Annotated in this window: 16 protein-coding genes; 10 read left to right on the forward strand and 6 right to left on the reverse strand. The window is 40.5% G+C overall.

The genetic code is table 11. The annotated features are described in order from the left end of the window. Positions 1 to 99: 99 nt before the first annotated feature. The 3 genes from mnmG to apaG all read right to left on the reverse strand — a co-directional run bounded on the left by mnmG (position 100) and on the right by apaG (position 4,634). On the reverse strand, positions 100 to 1,959 hold the full coding sequence (mnmG, locus tag B9Y69_RS13090) for a tRNA uridine-5-carboxymethylaminomethyl(34) synthesis enzyme MnmG (protein WP_085473433.1): 1,860 nt from the start codon (positions 1,957 to 1,959) through the stop codon (positions 100 to 102). 72 nt (positions 1,960 to 2,031) lie between these two features. Beyond that, a complete protein-coding gene (locus tag B9Y69_RS13095) occupies positions 2,032 to 3,897 on the reverse strand; it encodes an ABC-F family ATP-binding cassette domain-containing protein (RefSeq protein WP_085473434.1) in 1,866 nt (621 codons plus the stop codon). Positions 3,898 to 4,247: 350 nt separating this feature from the next. Then, a complete protein-coding gene (gene apaG, locus B9Y69_RS13100; RefSeq protein ID WP_085473435.1) occupies positions 4,248 to 4,634 on the reverse strand; it encodes a Co2+/Mg2+ efflux protein ApaG in 387 nt (128 codons plus the stop codon). A 119-nt stretch (positions 4,635 to 4,753) separates the two neighbouring features. Between apaG and B9Y69_RS13105 the strand changes: the two genes are divergently transcribed. The 9 genes from B9Y69_RS13105 to B9Y69_RS13145 all read left to right on the forward strand — a co-directional run bounded on the left by B9Y69_RS13105 (position 4,754) and on the right by B9Y69_RS13145 (position 13,936). Beyond that, entirely contained in the window at positions 4,754 to 5,467 is a 714-nt protein-coding gene (locus B9Y69_RS13105) for an SAM-dependent methyltransferase (protein WP_085473436.1), read from the forward strand. A 6-nt stretch (positions 5,468 to 5,473) separates the two neighbouring features. Next, positions 5,474 to 5,965 (forward strand): hypothetical protein, encoded by a 492-nt coding sequence (locus tag B9Y69_RS13110; protein ID WP_085473437.1) that lies wholly within the window; start codon positions 5,474 to 5,476, stop codon positions 5,963 to 5,965. Then, positions 5,955 to 7,052, forward strand: a complete 1,098-nt coding sequence (locus B9Y69_RS13115) for a Nif3-like dinuclear metal center hexameric protein (protein ID WP_085473438.1) — start codon at positions 5,955 to 5,957, stop codon at positions 7,050 to 7,052. The genes B9Y69_RS13110 and B9Y69_RS13115 overlap by 11 nt, the downstream gene beginning before the upstream one ends. After that, the gene (locus tag B9Y69_RS13120; protein ID WP_085473439.1) at positions 7,053 to 7,796 is read left to right on the forward strand and encodes a zinc ribbon domain-containing protein; all 744 of its coding nucleotides are present in this window, start codon (positions 7,053 to 7,055) and stop codon (positions 7,794 to 7,796) included. Positions 7,797 to 7,940: 144 nt separating this feature from the next. Continuing rightward, on the forward strand, positions 7,941 to 11,228 hold the full coding sequence (locus tag B9Y69_RS13125; RefSeq protein WP_085473440.1) for a S41 family peptidase: 3,288 nt from the start codon (positions 7,941 to 7,943) through the stop codon (positions 11,226 to 11,228). A gap of 136 nt (positions 11,229 to 11,364) precedes the next feature. Next, positions 11,365 to 12,282: a CPBP family intramembrane glutamic endopeptidase gene (locus B9Y69_RS13130; RefSeq protein ID WP_159451848.1), complete on the forward strand. Its 918-nt coding sequence runs from the start codon at positions 11,365 to 11,367 to the stop codon at positions 12,280 to 12,282. Further along, the gene (locus tag B9Y69_RS13135) at positions 12,263 to 12,484 is read left to right on the forward strand and encodes a putative signal transducing protein (RefSeq protein WP_085473442.1); all 222 of its coding nucleotides are present in this window, start codon (positions 12,263 to 12,265) and stop codon (positions 12,482 to 12,484) included. The genes B9Y69_RS13130 and B9Y69_RS13135 overlap by 20 nt, the downstream gene beginning before the upstream one ends. Further along, on the forward strand, positions 12,474 to 13,283 hold the full coding sequence (locus tag B9Y69_RS13140; protein ID WP_085473443.1) for a phosphatidate cytidylyltransferase: 810 nt from the start codon (positions 12,474 to 12,476) through the stop codon (positions 13,281 to 13,283). The genes B9Y69_RS13135 and B9Y69_RS13140 overlap by 11 nt, the downstream gene beginning before the upstream one ends. Beyond that, positions 13,274 to 13,936 carry a DUF2461 domain-containing protein gene (locus tag B9Y69_RS13145; protein WP_085473444.1) on the forward strand — a complete coding sequence of 221 codons (663 nt, stop codon included), beginning with the start codon at positions 13,274 to 13,276 and terminating at the stop codon, positions 13,934 to 13,936. The genes B9Y69_RS13140 and B9Y69_RS13145 overlap by 10 nt, the downstream gene beginning before the upstream one ends. Here the strand turns inward: B9Y69_RS13145 and B9Y69_RS13150 are convergent. Continuing rightward, the gene (locus tag B9Y69_RS13150; protein ID WP_085473445.1) at positions 13,930 to 15,126 is read right to left on the reverse strand and encodes an anhydro-N-acetylmuramic acid kinase; all 1,197 of its coding nucleotides are present in this window, start codon (positions 15,124 to 15,126) and stop codon (positions 13,930 to 13,932) included. The genes B9Y69_RS13145 and B9Y69_RS13150 overlap by 7 nt on opposite strands. A gap of 97 nt (positions 15,127 to 15,223) precedes the next feature. Here B9Y69_RS13150 and gcvH point away from each other — a divergent pair, with 97 nt between their 5' ends. After that, the gene (gene gcvH / locus B9Y69_RS13155) at positions 15,224 to 15,604 is read left to right on the forward strand and encodes a glycine cleavage system protein GcvH (protein ID WP_085473446.1); all 381 of its coding nucleotides are present in this window, start codon (positions 15,224 to 15,226) and stop codon (positions 15,602 to 15,604) included. Positions 15,605 to 15,673: 69 nt separating this feature from the next. On the opposite strand, the gene B9Y69_RS13160 is transcribed toward gcvH, so the two are convergent. Continuing rightward, positions 15,674 to 16,429, reverse strand: a complete 756-nt coding sequence (locus B9Y69_RS13160) for a DUF6263 family protein (protein ID WP_085473447.1) — start codon at positions 16,427 to 16,429, stop codon at positions 15,674 to 15,676. Between the two features lie 105 nt (positions 16,430 to 16,534). After that, positions 16,535 to 17,521 (reverse strand): pyruvate dehydrogenase complex E1 component subunit beta, encoded by a 987-nt coding sequence (locus B9Y69_RS13165; RefSeq protein ID WP_085473448.1) that lies wholly within the window; start codon positions 17,519 to 17,521, stop codon positions 16,535 to 16,537. Positions 17,522 to 17,655 lie beyond the last annotated feature (134 nt).

Genomic DNA, 17,655 nt, shown 5'->3' on the forward strand with positions numbered 1-17,655 from the left:
TCTATTTTGGAATCGTGTATCATAAATTTTAAAATATAGCCTTAGAACGCTTTAAAATAAGTTTTGTTTAATTATTTTAATTAATTGATAATCAATTAATTAACTCATATATACCATTAGTACACTAATATCAGACGGCGAAACCCCTGAAATTCGAGATGCCTGCCCTAACGTACGAGGTTTTACTTTTAATAATTTTTCGCGTGCTTCAATAGAAAGGGAAGTTAGTAATTTGTAATCGAAATCAGGATTGATTTCTTTATCTTCCATTTTCTTCATTTTGTTCACGATCTCCATTTCCTTTTCAAAGTAGCTATCGTATTTTACTTTTATCTCCGCTTGTTCGATTGTCTCTTCGTCGTGGTTTTGGAGCAATTCTTGAAAGTCATTTGAAGCACGACCTATGTCATTAATTGTTACTTGAGGTCTACTTAAAAGTGTGAACAATTTTGTTTTCTGCGGAATTGCGCTTGAACCTACCTCTTCGAGTATTGGGTTCATATCCGCTGGTGCTACGCTTGTAGCGCGCATGTAGCTAACCAACTTGTCAGAGTCTTCTATTTTCTTGTTGACTTTTGCTAGTCGCGCATCATCCACTAAACCGAGTTTATGCGCAATTGGTGTCAACCGAATATCTGCATTATCCTGACGTAATAGTAAACGGTGCTCTGCGCGTGATGTAAACATTCGGTATGGTTCTTCCGTTCCTTTGGTTACTAGATCATCGATAAGGACGCCAATGTAGGATTCAGATCTTTTTAAGATTAGCTCATGTTGATCATGTATACGTTGATGTGCATTGACACCTGCGACGAATCCTTGTGCAGCGGCTTCTTCATATCCTGTTGTACCGTTTATCTGACCAGCAAAAAAGAGATTTTTAACCCGCAATGTTTCTAAGGTGAGGTCTAACTGCATTGGCGGAAAATAGTCGTATTCGATGGCATATCCTGGTCTGTACATTTTTGCCTTTTCAAAACCTGGTATTAATTGCAATGCTTTTAATTGTACATCCTCTGGAAGTGATGTCGAAAAACCATTCACATATATTTCCACCGTTTTGAAACCCTCTGGTTCAACAAATATCTGGTGACGATCGCGCTCAGCGAATCTATTTATTTTATCCTCTATAGAAGGACAGTATCGTGGTCCAAGACCTTTGATTCTGCCGGTGAACATTGGTGATTTATCGAAACCTGTGCGAAGAATTTCGTGTACTTTCTCGTTGGTGTATGTGATCCAGCAACAACGTTGTTCTGTTGGTATCTCCACATCGGTATAGGAAAAACGTCCTCTTTTCTCGTCGCCCCATTGTTCTTCCATGAGCGCGTAGTTTAACGAACGGCCATCGATACGCGGTGGAGTTCCTGTTTTCATGCGACCTGATTCGAAACCTAATGAAACTAATTGTTCCGTTAGACCCGTCGCGGCCTTCTCCCCTGTTCGTCCTCCACCGAAGCGTTTTTCACCAATATGTATAGTTCCGTTTAAGAACGTTCCATTAGTAAGTACGACAGCATCGGCATCAATACGTATACCCAGGGAAGTTACGACACCTTTAGCTTGACCATTTTCAACGATTACTTCTTTGACCGTATCTTGCCACATATCGACATTCGATAATGACTCTAATGTTAAACGCCATTCTTCGGCGAAGCGCATACGGTCATTTTGTGTTCTTGGACTCCACATAGCTGGTCCTTTAGATTGGTTGAGCATACGGAATTGTATCGTTGATTTATCTGCAATGATACCTGTGTATCCACCCATAGCATCGATTTCCCGAACGATCTGTCCTTTGGCTACTCCCCCTATTGCGGGGTTACAGCTCATCTGCGCAATAACACCCATATTCATTGTAATCAGCAATACGGATGATCCCATATTTGCTGCAGCGGCAGCGGCTTCACAGCCCGCATGTCCTGCTCCTACTACAATTACATTATATTTATTAAACATTGTTTTTTATTAATGTTCCACGTGAAACTGTTGCTCTTTAATTCTATTTGTTTCACGTGGAACGTTTTGTTTTTAGATATTTTCTGCTAGTTCCATCCATCGTTCTGATTTTTGGTCTAGTGTGATTTTTATGTCTTCGATCTCCTTGGCGATGGTCATTATCTCGGTGTGGTCGCTCAGTGTGTTTAGTTTGTTTGCTTTTGTTTCCAGTGTTTCTTCGAGCTGTTGGATTTCGTTTTCTAAGGCCTCATACTCGATCTGTTCTTTATAGCTTAATGTTTTTTTAGTAGTAACGCTAACTGGAGCTGGGGTATTAATCGTGTTCGTTTTTTCTTGCTCCTTTTTTTCTTTTAGGGCGTTCTCTTGTTCCGATTTGTAATCGGCATAGTTTCCGTTGTATATTCGGATGTTGCCCTCTCCTTCAAAAATGAAAAGCTGATCTGTTAACTTGTCAATTAAGTAACGGTCGTGGGAAACCATAACTAATACACCAGGATAGTTTTCTAAAAACTCTTCCAGTACATTTAATGTGTCGATATCTAAATCGTTGGACGGCTCATCGAGAATTAAGAAATTTGGACTACCCATTAAGACACGCATAAGTTGTAAACGTTTCTTTTCTCCCCCACTCAATTTGCTAACCATAGCATATTGTTTTTCGGGTGGAAACAGGAATAGTGTTAACAACTGCGATGCTGTGATTACATCTTTGTTTGCCATCTCGATATATTCGGCAACATTTTTTACGACATCAATAACACGATCTTCTTCTTTGAACTCGAGACCGCCCTGTTTGTAGTAACCGAATTTTGTGGTCTCCCCTATTTCGATGGTTCCACTATCTGGTTGTATTGAGTTTGTAATTAGATTTAAGAAGGTAGATTTTCCGGTACCATTCTTTCCTGCTAAACCAATGCGATCACCTTTCTTGAATGTGTAACTGAAGTTGGTGATTAAGGTGTTTGATCCAAATGATTTTGATATATTTTCTATTTCGATAATTTTAGAACCTTGACGGCTTACTTTTACCGATAGTTGAACTTGTTCTTTCTTTTGTGGTCCTTTCGCTTTGTCTTCTAAATCGTAGTATGCTTCGATCCTTGATTTGGATTTTGTTCCACGCGCTTGCGGCTGACGGCGCATCCATTCCAATTCCCTACGGAGTAAATTGCGCGCTTTGTCTGCCATCGCAACATCGATGGTTTCACGTTCTGCTTTCTTCTCCAAGAAATAGGTGTAATTTCCTTTGTAGGTATATACATTTCCTTTATCGAGTTCGCGAATTTCATTACAGATGTTATCTAAGAAGTACCTATCGTGGGTAACAAGTAACACCGTTTTGTTGCCGGTCGTTAATAGCTTCTCTAACCATTCAATTGTTTCAATATCCAAATGGTTGGTTGGCTCATCTAGAATATATACATCTGGTTCGTCTATTAAAAGCTTAGCTAGAGATAGACGCTTCTTTTGTCCTCCCGAAAGACTATGGATGTCTTGTGTGAAATCCGAAATTTGTAAGCGGTTCAAGATGGTTTTAATGTTGTGCTCGTATTCCCATGCTTCCAATGCAGTTAGCTTATCCATAAGGTCGGCTAGTTTATCCTGATCAACCACATCGTTATTCAATAAAAGTTCGTATTCTTTTATGACTTGCTGTTGTTCATTGTCTGCGCTGTAGATAAAATCGTTCACTGTTTTCATCCCTGTGAAGTCAGGTTCTTGTGCCAAAACGCCGATACGAATACCTTTTTCTTTGACTACTTTTCCGTCTGTTGGTACAACAATTCCGGCTAAGATTTTCAATAAGGTAGATTTACCTGTTCCATTAATACCCACTAAAGCTACACGATCTCCTTTTTGGAGTGCGAAATGTAGATTTTTAAATAACCACCTGTCGTTGTAGGAATGGCTTACTTGTTCCGTTGCTAAAATACTCAATTTTTAATGTATTTATTATCAGTGTTTTATGTTTTTTTTGTAGACTTTCTTGTTTTTATTTACAAAGCAACCTGCATACAAGTCTTTCTTTTGCAAGCTATTAGGATGTCTGTCGCGTGTTTTTTCTGTGAATTGTTCTACATCAAAGGGCACCTGAATCAATATAGAATACAAGATTATATATCTATTCATTTGTTCTTAAAATCACATTTGGCTGAGCCATACTATCCCAAGTACAAAAATAAATAAATATTACAGGAATTGAGCGTTTTGCGCACGAATGAGGTGAGAAATTACAGAGGGATTAAATAAGCAGCCTTCGAAGCCTGTTGTTTACCTCCTAGTTTTGTTTAATTGAGCTTAAAAGATGCTATGAGATTGAAGCGAGGGATATCGACTAAAAATATGTTTCCATCCACTTCCCGCATCATTTCGTAGTAACCTTCCATATAGCCCATTTCGCTTTTTAAGTTACACCCAGAAACATATCTATGTAATTCGCCTGGTCCTAGTACCGGTTGCTCTCCAACGACCCCTTCCCCATCAACTTGTTTGAAATCACCGATAGAATCGAAGATATCCCAGTGTCGACCGAGTAACTGAATCGTGTTATCGCTCAAGTTTTCAATCGTTATTTGATAGGAAAACATATAGTGAAGTTTTTCCGGATTGGAATATTCGGGTTGATAAATAACGTCAACGGATACCTTCACGCCTGCTGTGATCTGTGTAGTCATTTGATTGCTATGTTATTAATCTCAATCAAACATAAATAATTTTGTGATGATTTGCAAGGGAACTTTTTGTGGAATTGTTTTACATGCTTTGTTGGTTCATATTTTTAGTAGCTTTGGCTATGTCATCAGGAGTGTTATATCTAATACCTGTACCTTTAGCAGAAAGGGCAGAAAAGTCATCATATACCTTGATTCATGCTGATCTGATAAACAGCATCGATACGTATATTGTCGAGAACGAGAAAGTTGCGCGTCGGTTTTTAAAAGAGGCCGGATTAAAAACGCCACAACAGCAGCTTACTATTCATGATTATGGTAAGCATGTTCGAGAAAAAGTCGACTACGCTGTGTTTTTTGCTTCCATACAGGAAGGGAAGGATCTTGGTTTAATGTCAGATGCCGGTTGTCCTGGTGTGGCAGATCCTGGGGCAGAAATTGTTGCAGAAGCACATCGTCGTGGTATTCGTGTTGTTCCCCTAGTGGGGCCAAGTTCTATTTTATTAGCCTTGATGGCATCGGGTTTTAATGGGCAGAAGTTTGCTTTTCAGGGGTATCTTCCGATCGATAAAGGAGAGCGTGGTCGTAAAATTAAGGAGCTTGAACTTCAATCTTTCAAGGAGCGGCAAACACAGATTTTTATCGAAACACCTTTCCGGAATCAAGCACTTTATGACGAGCTATTGCGGACATGTAAAGACCAGACTAAGCTGTGTGTTGCCTGTAATATCACCGGGGAAGATGAGTTTATTTTGACGTTTCCTATTTCACAGTGGAAAAAAAGAAAGGTAGATTTACATAAGAAGCCCACTATTTTTTTGATTTACAGTAACTAAAACAACATGCTCGAATATTTGCAAAAAGGAGTAACAGAAGAATTTGTGCAATACATGGTTGTTGCCGGTATCCTTCGGATTATTATATGGTTGTTTTTTGGCTATACGATTTATAGTACATTAAAGCTTGTAAAAAGGGAAAACCAATGTATTTTACCGAGTCAAGCTTGGTTTGTAGCTCTTCCTTTCTTTAATATTTATTGGAATTTTGAGGTTGTGAGACGGTTATCGGACTCTTTGAACAATGAGTTTTACGATCGTCAGATTGAAGTGGAAGAAAATCCGACGCGTCGCTCAGGTATGCTTTTTGCCTGGACCTTTTTGTTGTCGAATATTCCTTTACCTCCCTTTATCCTAGTTACGATCGGACTGTTACATTTGGTTTATTTTGTGACCTATTGGGTTAAGATTGCCCAGCACCGAAGTTTACTTAAGCTTCATATTGGGCACTACGGATTAGATTATAAAATTGAAGATAAACAAACGCATGAAAATTAGCACCTTGACACAATATTTGGAGCAGCTTGCTCCTCTTTCCTATCAGGAAAGCTATGATAATTCAGGTTTGATTGTGGGCAACCCACAGGATGAAATCCATAAGGCATTAATCGCATTAGACTGTACGGAAGATGTGGTGGATGAGGCGATCCAAAAAGGATGCGATATCATTATTTCCCACCATCCTATTGTGTTTAAAGGGTTGAAGAAATTCAATGGCAAGAATTATGTGGAGCGTGTTGTTATTAAGGCGATCAAGCATAATATCGCTTTGTATGCTATCCACACCAATTTGGATAATGTTTTAGGCGGCGTAAACAGTAAAATTGCGGAAAAACTAGCGCTGGAAAATGTGGCTATTTTAAGTCCGAAGAGTCATCTTTTAAAGCAATTAACCGTGTATGTTCCGCGTACCCACGTGGAGGCCGTTCGGGATGCCTTGTTTGAAGCAGGCGCGGGTGCCGTGGGCAACTATGATCAATGCAGTTATAATACGATTGGTTACGGTACTTTTCGCGGACAAGAGGGCGCTAACCCGACAATTGGTGAGGTGGGTGTACAAGAGCGCGTAGAGGAAACAAAAATAGAGGTTGTCTTTCCGGCGATGAAAGAGCGTGCTATTTTGGTTGCGATGTATGCGGCGCATCCGTATGAGGAAGTTGCACATACTATCCTGACGCTAGAAAATTCGCTACATACCGTCGGTTCAGGGGTGATTGGCAATCTTCCTGCCGGAATGGATGAAATGGAGCTTCTCGCCTATTTGAAAGACAAGCTTAAACTATCCGTGATTCGACATACTAAGCTGTTGGATAAAGCCGTTCATCGGATTGCTATCTGTGGTGGTGCTGGTGGTTTCCTTTTGTCTGAAGCAAAGCGTTCAGGGGCTGATGTGTTTGTTACGGCAGATTATAAGTACCATGAATTTTTTGATGCGGAGGATGACTTGCTGATTGCTGACATTGGACATTTTGAAAGTGAACAATTTACACAAGAATTATTATTAGATATAATACGGAAAAAATTTGTTAACTTTGCTGTCTTATTGACAGAAATAGACACAAATCCTATAAAATACTATAGTTAAATGGAACAAACCGTCGAACAAAAGTTAAAAGCATTATGGGCGCTACAATCCATACATACTAAGATAGATAAAATTCGTCAGGTACGTGGCGAGTTGCCTATTGAGGTTGCTGATCTGGAAGACGAGATTGCGGGCCTTGATACGCGTATCGAAAAAATCAGAACTGATCTAGATGATTTAGAAGATTCTATCGTAAAGCGTAAAAACATGATCAAAGATGCACAATCTGCGATCAAGAAGTACGAGGGGCAATTGAATGAAGTAAAGAACAACCGTGAATACGATGCTATTTCTAAAGAAATCGAAATTCAAGGGTTGGAAATCCAAGTCTGTGAGAAACGTATTCGTGAGGCTGAGTTCGAAATTAAAAATAGAACTGAAGCATACGACAACACACAGAAAAACCTTGAATTTAGCCAAGGTGAGTTGGATGTTAAGAAAAAGGAATTAGAAACCATCACTGGAGAAACAGAGAAAGAAGAAAATGCTTTGTTGGATAAAGCAGCTGGTGCAGAAAAGAAGATTGAAGAGCGATTGTTAAAAGTATATAGCAAGCTTCGTGGATCTTTCAGAAACGGTTTAGCTGTTGTTTCTATTGAGCGTGATAGCTGTTCAGGTTGCTACAATAAGATTCCACCTCAGTTACAGTCTGAGATCCGTCAACGCAAAAAAATTATTATCTGCGAACACTGTGGTCGCGTAATTGTTGATGAAGGTATCGTTTTCGAAGAAGAAAACGGATAATTACGGATTCTAAAGAAGATATAGAAAGCGTTCCAGTTCTGGAGCGCTTTTTTATTTTGTATGATTTGTGCAACATCTCTGATATAAGTATGTGAAAACGAAGGAAACCCTTATTTTTGGGTGATTATCAGTTATTGATCTTACATGAACAAATCTTTTTCACGCATTTTAAAGACAATTGTCTTTTCAGGGGCGCTATTATCTGCAGCCCAAGCCCAACAAGAAACATTGCTACTACGCAGCCCTACAATCAGCGATAAGCATATCTCCTTTGTATATGGTGGGGATGTATGGATTGCCGACAAAAACGGTACGAATCCTCGTCGCTTAACAACAAATCCGGGAGTGGAGTTAAATCCAATCTTTTCTCCGGATGGACAGAGTATTGCTTTTACTGGAAATTATGATGGTAATACCGATGTGTATGTGGTTTCTATTTATGGAGGTGCACCTAAACGTGTAACGTTCCATCCTGCAGCGGATGTGGTACGCGGCTGGTTGAATAATAATGAAGTTTACTTCACGACGACACGTGAGTTTACGTATTCGTTAGGCTCAAGACTTTATAAAACATCTCTGAATGGGGAGTTTGCGGCACCGTTGATGATGCCTGAGGCTTATCAAGGAAGCCCATCCGCCGACGGTCGTTATTGGGCCTATATTAAGAATACAGATCCTACCGAGCGTGATCGTGTTGCTTTCAAACGCTATAGAGGAGGTGGTATGCCTTCCATATGGATTTTTGATACCCAAACGAAAAACACAGAAATTGTACCGGGATCTAATAGCAACGATGTGAAACCCGTATGGTTGGGAAGTAAGGTTTACTTTTTGTCTGATCGGGATAAAATTGTAAATATTTTTGCATACGATACTAAAACACAAAAGGTTGAAAAGATAACTGATTATAAAGATTACGATGTTAGAACATTAAGTGGTCGCAATAATGAATTAACGTTTGAGTACCAAGGTCGCGTACATATTCTAAACACAGATAATAAGAAGGTGAATACCTTGGCTATTTCTGTTCATACGGATGCGATGTATAAGCGTCCGCATTATGCAAATATGACGGAGTCTATCCGCGCCTATAACATCTCTCCTACCGGTCAGCGAGCTTTGTTTGAAGGAAGAGGTGAGATTTTCAGTGTACCGAAAGAAAAAGGTGACGCACGAAATATCTCCAATTCACCAGGTTCGCACGAACGTTATCCTAGTTGGTCTCCAAATGGCAAGTGGATTTCTTATATTTCAGATAAGAACGGAAAGTTTGAGCTTGTTTTGCGCGATCAAGAGGCGAAGGATGCTCCGGTATACATTTCGTTGGGCGAGACCGCTTATTACTTCCAACCAACGTGGTCTCCAGATAGCAAAAAGCTATTTTATAACGATGCTCATTTAAACTTGTATTATGTCGACATCGACAGTAAGAAAGTAACGTTGGTAGACAATGATCGTTTGAGCTCAATGACGGGGCGCACATCGAATCATTTCCAACCAGCCTGGTCTTATGATTCCAACTGGATTGCATACGTTAAAAGCTTGAATAACGGTGTTAGAACGTTGTTTATGTACAATGTAGACACCAAACAAAGCACCCAAGTTACAGATGGCATGAGTGCGGTAAATCAGCCTACATTTAGTAGAGATGGAAAGTACTTATTCTTTAGTGCAAGCACAAATACAGGTTTGACAAACTCTGGATTGCATATGTCGGCTTACGAGAAGAATGTAAGCTATAGCGCATATGCTTTTATTCTTTCCAAGGATACGCCATCGATTTTCAAGAACGAAAGTGATGAAGAGAAAGTTGTAGAGGAAAAAGTAGAGGGTAAGAAAGAGGAACCTAAAAAGGCGGATGATAAGAAAGATGATAAAAAAGAGGAAGGGAAAGTAAAAGATAAGAAACCTGCGGGCATTAAGGTTGATTTGGACGATATCAGCAATCGTATTGTTGCTCTTCCTATTCTACCAGGCTATTTTAAGCTTAGCGGCGCTACAGAAGGGATGTTAACGTACATGCGTGGCCGCTCTATCAGTGTTTATGATTTAAACAAGCTGGAAGATAAAGTTATCGTAGAGATGGCTAATGGTTTTGAAATCAGTGCGGATGGAAAGAAAATGATCTATAATGCTGGCCGAGACTTTTTCATCGTTAATGCTGGACAAAAGCCTGCGCCAGGAAACGGTAAAATCGAGTTTAAGGATATCAAGCAACTGGTTGATCCAGCAGCAGAATGGAATCAGGTTTTCAATGAAGTTTGGGCGATGCAGAAAGAGTTCTTTTATGTAGAGAATATGCACGGTGCAGATTGGAAAGCTATCAAGGCGAAATATGAAAAATTCTTGCCTTATGTGAGTCATCGCTCGGACCTAGGCTACCTATTGAATGAGATGATGGGAGAAATGGTTGTTGGTCATAATTACATTTATCCGGGAGATCAACCCTCTACACCATCAGTGAATACGGGGTCTTTGGGTGCTGATTTTAGTGTGGAGGCGAATGGATATAGCATCAACAAACTCTTTACGCGTTTAGATTGGAATCCTTCTTTCAAGGCACCTCTTTCCGAGCCCGGCTTGAACATTAAAGAAGGTGATTATATCGTTGCTGTGAATGGCGTTCCATTGACGAAAGACGTGAACTTGTACCAATTGCTGGAAAACACTGTTGGAAAGCAGGTTAGCTTAAAGATCAATGGCACAGCTTCATTGAATGGTGCGCGCGATGTTATTGTGCGTCCTGTTTCATTTAGCGATGAGGTTGAATTGCGTCGTATGGCATGGGTAGAGAATAACAGGAAGCGTACGGATGAATTGAGTAATGGACAAATTGCGTATGTCTACATGCCGAATACTGGGCAAGAGGGGTATACCTATTTCAATCGTTATTACTTTTCACAAATGGACAAAAAGGCCTTGTTAATGGATGAACGGAATAATGGTGGTGGTTCTGTTGCGGATTACGTGATTGATCTTTTATCTCGCGATTTGATCGCGGGCTGGAAGGTGCGTGATGGCAAAAGTTTTACGACACCAGGAAATGGTATTTATGGTCCGAAAGCGATGATTATCAATGAAAATGCAGGATCAGGTGGAGATATGATGCCATATATGTTCCGTTTCAAAGGTTTGGGTAAGTTAGTTGGTAGAACGACGATGGGTATCTTGGTTGGTATCTCTGGTTATCCGCCGCTATTGGATGGTGGTAGCATCACCTCTCCAAACTTTGGTGTTTTTGATTTAGATAGCAAATATATTATCGAAAATGAAGGTGTTGCTCCAGATGTATTTGTGGAACAAACACCAAAAGACCTATTGGAAGGTAGAGATCCGCAATTGGAGAGAACAATTCAAATCCTTATGCAGGAAATGAAGACATATCCATACAAGAATCTGAAAGATCCAAAAGACCCTAATCGGGTTAAATAATATAACGCTTAGCTTGCCTCCTTACGGCAAGCCTTTTATAGAGGTGTCTAAAGAGCTTTTTAGACACCTCTATTTTTATGTACGAGACCGACCTTTTGTATATACGTGGTAATTTATCTATGTTTAACCCATGAATATGGTAAATCCTACGAAAAGCAATCCCTGGAAAGACTTTCTTTTTCTCTTACTGTTAGTTTTTGTTTGCAGTATTGTCACACAAGTTCCTGCGGTAATAGTGGGTCTTTTTATAAGTGGTGACATTGAATCGGTATTGAAAAGCGGTGATTTGATGAGCGGAAACCCCGCGATGACCTACCTTTTGCTCGCCAGCAGCAGTATCGGGACCTTTCTCCTTCCGGCTTACTTCTTTCAGCGTATGCGTCGAGAAACAACGATCTTTCCGATGGAGCACCGGACAAACTGGTTATTCTACGTTTTAGCGATCGCCTTCATGCTGTCCTTTAGTCCACTGATGACGGCCATAGGTGCTTGGAACGAAGGAATGAAGCTCCCACAATCTTTGCAGACGATCGAAAGTTGGATGCGCATGCAGGAGGATAGTATGGCGGCATTAACGGAAAGTGTTGTTATGGTTAATTCATGGCCAATGCTATTTACAAATATATTGGTGATGGCCATTATCCCCGGGATTGCGGAAGAGTTGTTCTTTCGGGGTGCCTTGCAGCGGATTTTTGAAGATCTTTTGAAAAACAAGTATGCAGCTATATGGGTGGTCGCTGTTATTTTTAGCGCGATACATGTACAGTTTTATGGTTTCTTTCCGCGATTGCTATTAGGTGTTTTCTTTGGTTATATGTTGGTTTGGACCCAGAATATCTGGGTTCCTGTGCTGGCGCACATTGTTAATAATGCTATAGTAACGGTTGTTGCCTTCCAATACACACGGGAAGGGAAAAGCTATAGCGACCTGATGGAGGCCGAAAATTATCCATTTATTGCGTATATTGGCAGCTTAATTTTAAGTGTAGGGATTGCGTATTTGTATTATCGTTACACTGAAAAAAAACGAAATTATGGAAAAGAATTGGGTTAAGGTCGAAAGTTATATAGATGTCTTTGCAAGTGAGTTTGCTAAGCAATTGCTGGAGCAGAATGGTATAGATGCTGTCCTCTTGAACAAACAAGATTCGTCTTTGAAATTTGGTAAAATAGAGCTTCTTGTTCAAGAGGAAAATGTGGCACTTGCCAAGCAGTTGATTGCCGAGAACCAAGAGAAAGGAACGGATGAAAACTAGGGCCATAACGGGTTTTTTCTTTATTTTGGTTCTTGTTGGAGCTGTTTTATTAGGGCCTTATTCTTTTGTTCCTTTCTTTTCGCTGATTGGTTTATTAAGCGTTTGGGAGTTTTATCGTATTGTTGCCAGAAGTGATGTACAGCCTATGCGAATCCTGGGGGTTGGTTTTGCATTCATTATCTTGGCTGTGGTTGCTACCTATGTTTTAGGTATTGCTCCGGCGCGTGTTTTGTTGGTCAGCATTGTCCCTTTCTTTTCGGTATACATACTTGCGCTGTTCCGGAAGACCGTGAATCCGATAAACGACATCAGCTATACCCTGATGGGGGTTATTTATGCGGGAGTTCCTTTTGCTTTTTTTATTGCCTTAGGCTTCCTTAACGGCACGTTTAACCCGTATATTCCCCTGGGCTTTCTGATTTTACTTTGGACAAACGATACTGGCGCTTATTTATCTGGACGCAGTTTCGGCCGGACCAAGCTTTTTGAACGTATTTCACCCAATAAAACATGGGAAGGTTTCGTTGGCGGCGTTGTATTAGCGGCTGTTGTGGGCTTGAATCTAGCGCAGTATTTTGATGGATTAACGCGCTGGCAATGGGTTGTTATGGCCCTTATTATTGGTGTTTTTGGTACGCTGGGTGATCTCGTAGAGTCCATGTTAAAGAGAAATGTTGGTGTAAAGGATTCGGGAAGCATTCTACCGGGACATGGCGGTTTCCTGGATCGTTTTGATGGATTACTTGTTGCGGCCCCCTTGGTTTATTTGTTTTTAAAAGTATACGGACAATGCATATAGCGAAAGAAACCATGTCGTTCTTGCGTGAGCTGCGTGAGAACAACAATCGTGAGTGGTTTATTGCGAATAAAAACGCGTATGATAAAGCGCAAGCCAATGTAAAAGATTTTATAACGGCGCTTATCGGGGAGTTGACGACCTTTGATCCGCATATAAATAATGAAATTAAGGCTTCTAAATGCCTTTTTAGGATCTATCGGGATATTCGCTTTTCCAAAGATAAAACACCGTATAAGACCTGGTTTGCGGCAGGAATTTCGGTGGATGGCCGTAAATTGGATGGTCCGGAATACTATCTACATATAGGTCCGGAGAACAACTTTATCGCGGCTGGATATTGGCGACCTGAAAAACAACATTTAGAGGCGATTCGACAAGAAATAGATTACAACAGCGCAGAGCTGGTAAAGGTTCTTGCCGAAGGCGACTTTACTATAGCAGATTTATCGGTCGAAGATAAATTAAAACGTCCACCAGCCGGTTACACGGAGGACGATCCCAATATTGAGGTTTTAAAGTTGAAAAGCTTTATTATTCACCGTTCACTATCCGATGCGGAAGTAACGGCGCCGAATGCGTTGCAAAATATGGTTGATATTACGAAACGGATTTATCCGTTTAAGCAGTTTATCCACCAGGCATTGGATCAATAAGGGAAGCTAATTTTGCCCATACAGGCCGCAGGAGAGTCTTTTATTCCCTTTAGGTTGTCTGGGCTGCCGGCTACGGATTCGTTCGCTAAGAGCGCAAATAAACAAGCTTCTTTGGCGTCTGGGTCTATGCCCAGGTCCATAAATGAACTTACTTTTGTTTCCGGGAATCCTTTTTTGATATTTTCGACCAATAGTGGGTTGTGAAGACCTCCCCCACTGATATATATTGCCACATTGGTCAATCCAGCTGTGGCTTTTTTTATGCCATCCACGATTGCTTGTGCCGCAAATTGATTTAAGGTAGCCATCACATCATGTGGAGCAATCCCTGTTGTCTTGGATCGCTGTTGTGCTGCGGCTAAATATTGTAAGTTGAAGAGCTCTGGTCCGGTCGTTTTAGGGAAATCTTCGCTTAAAAAAACTTCTTCAAACAGTGCGGCAAGTAATTCGCCGTGTACTGTTCCTTGCTTGGCCAATATGGCATCTTTATCCATTTCCTCTTGAAAGGTTTGATGCATGTACTGATTCATCATGGTGTTACCGGGGCCAAGATCGGTGGCATAAGCTTCTAAGAGCGATTCTGCGTTTGGCAAGAAGGTGAAGTTCGATATGCCGCCAATATTTAATAGAATCCTATTCTCGATGTCGTCCGTGAACAGCAAGAAGTCTCCGTATGCCGCCAGCGGAGCACCTTCTCCACCTGCGGCGATTTGTTTTTGACGGAAGTCAGAAAGTGTTATGATGCCTGTTTTCACGGCAATATGGTCTCCATCTCCGATTTGCAACGTACTATTTGGGTAGTTTTTGTCCTTCGTAAGACGCTGTGGAGCATGATAAACCGTTTGTCCGTGACTCGCGATCAGGTCGATATCCGCCGCTTTGATGCCCCATGTCGTTAATGCTGTGTTGATAAGATCACCGTGAAAGGTACCGATCAAAGCATTTAAGCCTGAAAACGTTTGCTGGTCGATTTCGCGCTTCGCAAATATGGTACGGACCTGTTCTTGAAAAGGACGCTCGTAGGGTAAGGTGATAAAGCGTTCTAGCGTTGTTTGCGTGTATATACCAGCGCCTTGAACACGACAGAGTGCAATATCGAGTCCGTCCAAAGATGTTCCCGACATCAGTCCAATAATATAACGAGTTTCCTTGTTTGCAATTTCGTAAAGTTTGGCTATCTGTGCGTTCATTTTACTAAAATAAGGCTAATATCATACGATTGCTTGAAAAGTTTAATTTTTTGTTAATGTCAAAGGATAATGATATTTTTGGGCAAAGAAAAATTATATGAATTTTCCAGCAGAATTAAAATACACTAAAGATCACGAATGGGTTCGTGTAGAGGGTGATGAGGCCGTTATCGGTATCACGGATTTCGCACAACGCGAATTAGGCGATATTGTATTCGTTGACATCAACACTGTCGGTGAAGAAGTAGCAGCCAATGAAGTATTTGGTACGGTTGAAGCGGTAAAAACTGTTTCTGACTTATTTATGCCAGTTACATCTACAGTTTTGGCGGTTAATGATGCAATTGATGCATCTCCAGAATTGGTGAACTCGGATCCTTACGGTGACGGATGGGTTATTCGTGTTAAATTAGCGAATGTTGCAGACGTCGATGCTTTGTTATCTGCAGATCAATACAAAGAAGAAGTTAACGCATAAGTGCGTAAAAGTATAAAAAAAGGGAGATTCTATACGAGTCTCCCTTTTTTTGTGTCTTAAAGCCTAAGGTTAGTCTACCTGTAAGGTAATATCACTTTGAATCTTAGCACCTTGTACCTCAATTAATGTTTTTACCACACCGCTTTTGGTAAAATGTGTTTTCTTGTCTAGTGTATAAGTGGAGGTAATAGATCCCGCAGACTCTCCGTTTTGATCGTATAATTTACCTACCACATCGATGACGTAACCGTCGGCAGTTTCTTCGCGAAAGGTGGATGTCGTTTCCGTCTTAGAGAGGATTGGATTCTCTTCGATCTCTACGACATTGGTCCAGCTTTCTCCTGGTGCTACCGGTTTTTCAGGTAAAGAAGTCGTAATATTCGAAAAAGAAGCGCGGTCTAAACCTTCAGCCAGGTTCTCTGGTATTTGTACATCCAATGTCTTTCCCTTTTCTGATATTAACATGGTAATCTTTTGCCCTATAATCTTAGAAAACTGCTCACTCAGCATTTTTGCCATCTCGTCGGTTGGGTCTTCCTGTGAATTATAGCTCATCGTCATCATTCCGGCATCGATATCTACCTTAACAGATTTCGTAACATTCTCGATTGTGAAGTCGTTGTTTTCTTTTTTTATGGTGTTCATTAACATTTTCATGTTCATGTCCATGATGACACTTTGGGGACCATCAATATCGGTTTTCATCATCATATTGATCGTCATAGGTTTGCCAATCTCCGGATTCAGCTTAAAGTCGACAGCTTTTTGGGCAAAGGTCAATAAGCCGAGACAAACAGCTACCCCTGTCAGAACGTATCTTTTCATATTTTTATCGTTATCCCGTGAATATATAAAAAAATGAAATAATTAAAAGCAAAAAGGTCTCCAATACACGTATTGGAGACCTTTTTTTAAATATGGGGTAATTTCTTATTTTTTCAAGTAAGAAACCTCTTTGACAGCTTTAACAACTTTCCCGATACTTGGTAGAGATGCTTCTACTAATGTAGGCGCATAACCCAAAGGGACGTCCGCAGATGTTACACGGATAACTGGTGCATCCAAGTAATCAAACGCATTTTTCTGTACATGGAAAGCAATTTCAGAAGAAATAGAAGCCAAAGGCCACGCTTCTTCTACGACAACAAGTCTGTTCGTTTTCTTAACAGAAGTTAAAATTGCATCGTAATCGATTGGACGAACAGAACGTAAGTCAATTAGTTCAACGTTGATACCTTCTTTTGTAAGTTCTTCAATTGCAGGAAGAACGACACGAGGAATCATTTTACCAAAAGATACAATCGTTACATCCGTACCTTCTTTAACCAAGTTTGCTTTTCCGATAGGTAGGTAATACTCTTCTTCAGGAACAGGGCCTTTATCGCCATACATCACCTCAGACTCCATAAAGATAACTGGATCTGGATCGATGATCGCTGATTTCAATAATCCTTTTGCGTCGTAAGGGTTTGAAGGCACAACAACTTTTAAACCGGGCGTATTTGCATACCAGTTTTCGAAGTTTTGGGAGTGTTGAGCCGCTAATTGTCCCGCATTACCTGTTGGTCCACGGAAAACAATAGGGCAAGAGAATTGACCACCGCTCATTTGGTGTAGTTTGGCCGCCGCATTGATTACCTGATCGATTGCAACCAATGAGAAGTTGAATGTCATAAATTCAATAATCGGTTTAAGACCATTCATTGCCGCACCAACGCCGATACCTGCAAAACCAAGCTCAGCAATAGGCGTATCAATAATACGTTTTGCACCAAATTCATCAAGCATACCTTGACTTACTTTGTATGCACCATTGTATTCAGCGACTTCCTCGCCCATTAAAAATATTGTTTCATCTTTACGCATTTCTTCGTTCATTGCTTCACGAAGTGCTTCTCTGAATTGTATTTCTCTCATCAGTTGAAAAATTGTGTCTTTTTAAAGAATACGGCAAAACTACTATAATTTATTGATATTTCGTAGTGTCTGTCTGTCAAAAGTGCGCTATAATTGTCATTATTTAATAAGAAAAATGTGACAATGAATAACCG

Origin of the sequence: Sphingobacterium psychroaquaticum (assembly GCF_900177625.1) — a bacterium.
Lineage (GTDB): Bacteria > Bacteroidota > Bacteroidia > Sphingobacteriales > Sphingobacteriaceae > Sphingobacterium > Sphingobacterium psychroaquaticum.

Coding starts and splice junctions, on each gene's coding strand:
- mnmG (WP_085473433.1), bottom strand. CDS start 1,959: ATGTTTAATAAATATAATGTAATTGTAGTAGGAGCAGGACATGCGGGC.
- apaG (WP_085473435.1), bottom strand. CDS start 4,634: ATGACTACACAGATCACAGCAGGCGTGAAGGTATCCGTTGACGTTATT.
- B9Y69_RS13105 (WP_085473436.1), top strand. CDS start 4,754: ATGTCATCAGGAGTGTTATATCTAATACCTGTACCTTTAGCAGAAAGG.
- B9Y69_RS13110 (WP_085473437.1), top strand. CDS start 5,474: ATGCTCGAATATTTGCAAAAAGGAGTAACAGAAGAATTTGTGCAATAC.
- B9Y69_RS13115 (WP_085473438.1), top strand. CDS start 5,955: ATGAAAATTAGCACCTTGACACAATATTTGGAGCAGCTTGCTCCTCTT.
- B9Y69_RS13120 (WP_085473439.1), top strand. CDS start 7,053: ATGGAACAAACCGTCGAACAAAAGTTAAAAGCATTATGGGCGCTACAA.
- B9Y69_RS13125 (WP_085473440.1), top strand. CDS start 7,941: ATGAACAAATCTTTTTCACGCATTTTAAAGACAATTGTCTTTTCAGGG.
- B9Y69_RS13130 (WP_159451848.1), top strand. CDS start 11,365: ATGGTAAATCCTACGAAAAGCAATCCCTGGAAAGACTTTCTTTTTCTC.
- B9Y69_RS13135 (WP_085473442.1), top strand. CDS start 12,263: ATGGAAAAGAATTGGGTTAAGGTCGAAAGTTATATAGATGTCTTTGCA.
- B9Y69_RS13140 (WP_085473443.1), top strand. CDS start 12,474: ATGAAAACTAGGGCCATAACGGGTTTTTTCTTTATTTTGGTTCTTGTT.
- B9Y69_RS13145 (WP_085473444.1), top strand. CDS start 13,274: ATGCATATAGCGAAAGAAACCATGTCGTTCTTGCGTGAGCTGCGTGAG.
- B9Y69_RS13150 (WP_085473445.1), bottom strand. CDS start 15,126: ATGAACGCACAGATAGCCAAACTTTACGAAATTGCAAACAAGGAAACT.
- gcvH (WP_085473446.1), top strand. CDS start 15,224: ATGAATTTTCCAGCAGAATTAAAATACACTAAAGATCACGAATGGGTT.
- B9Y69_RS13160 (WP_085473447.1), bottom strand. CDS start 16,429: ATGAAAAGATACGTTCTGACAGGGGTAGCTGTTTGTCTCGGCTTATTG.
- B9Y69_RS13165 (WP_085473448.1), bottom strand. CDS start 17,521: ATGAGAGAAATACAATTCAGAGAAGCACTTCGTGAAGCAATGAACGAA.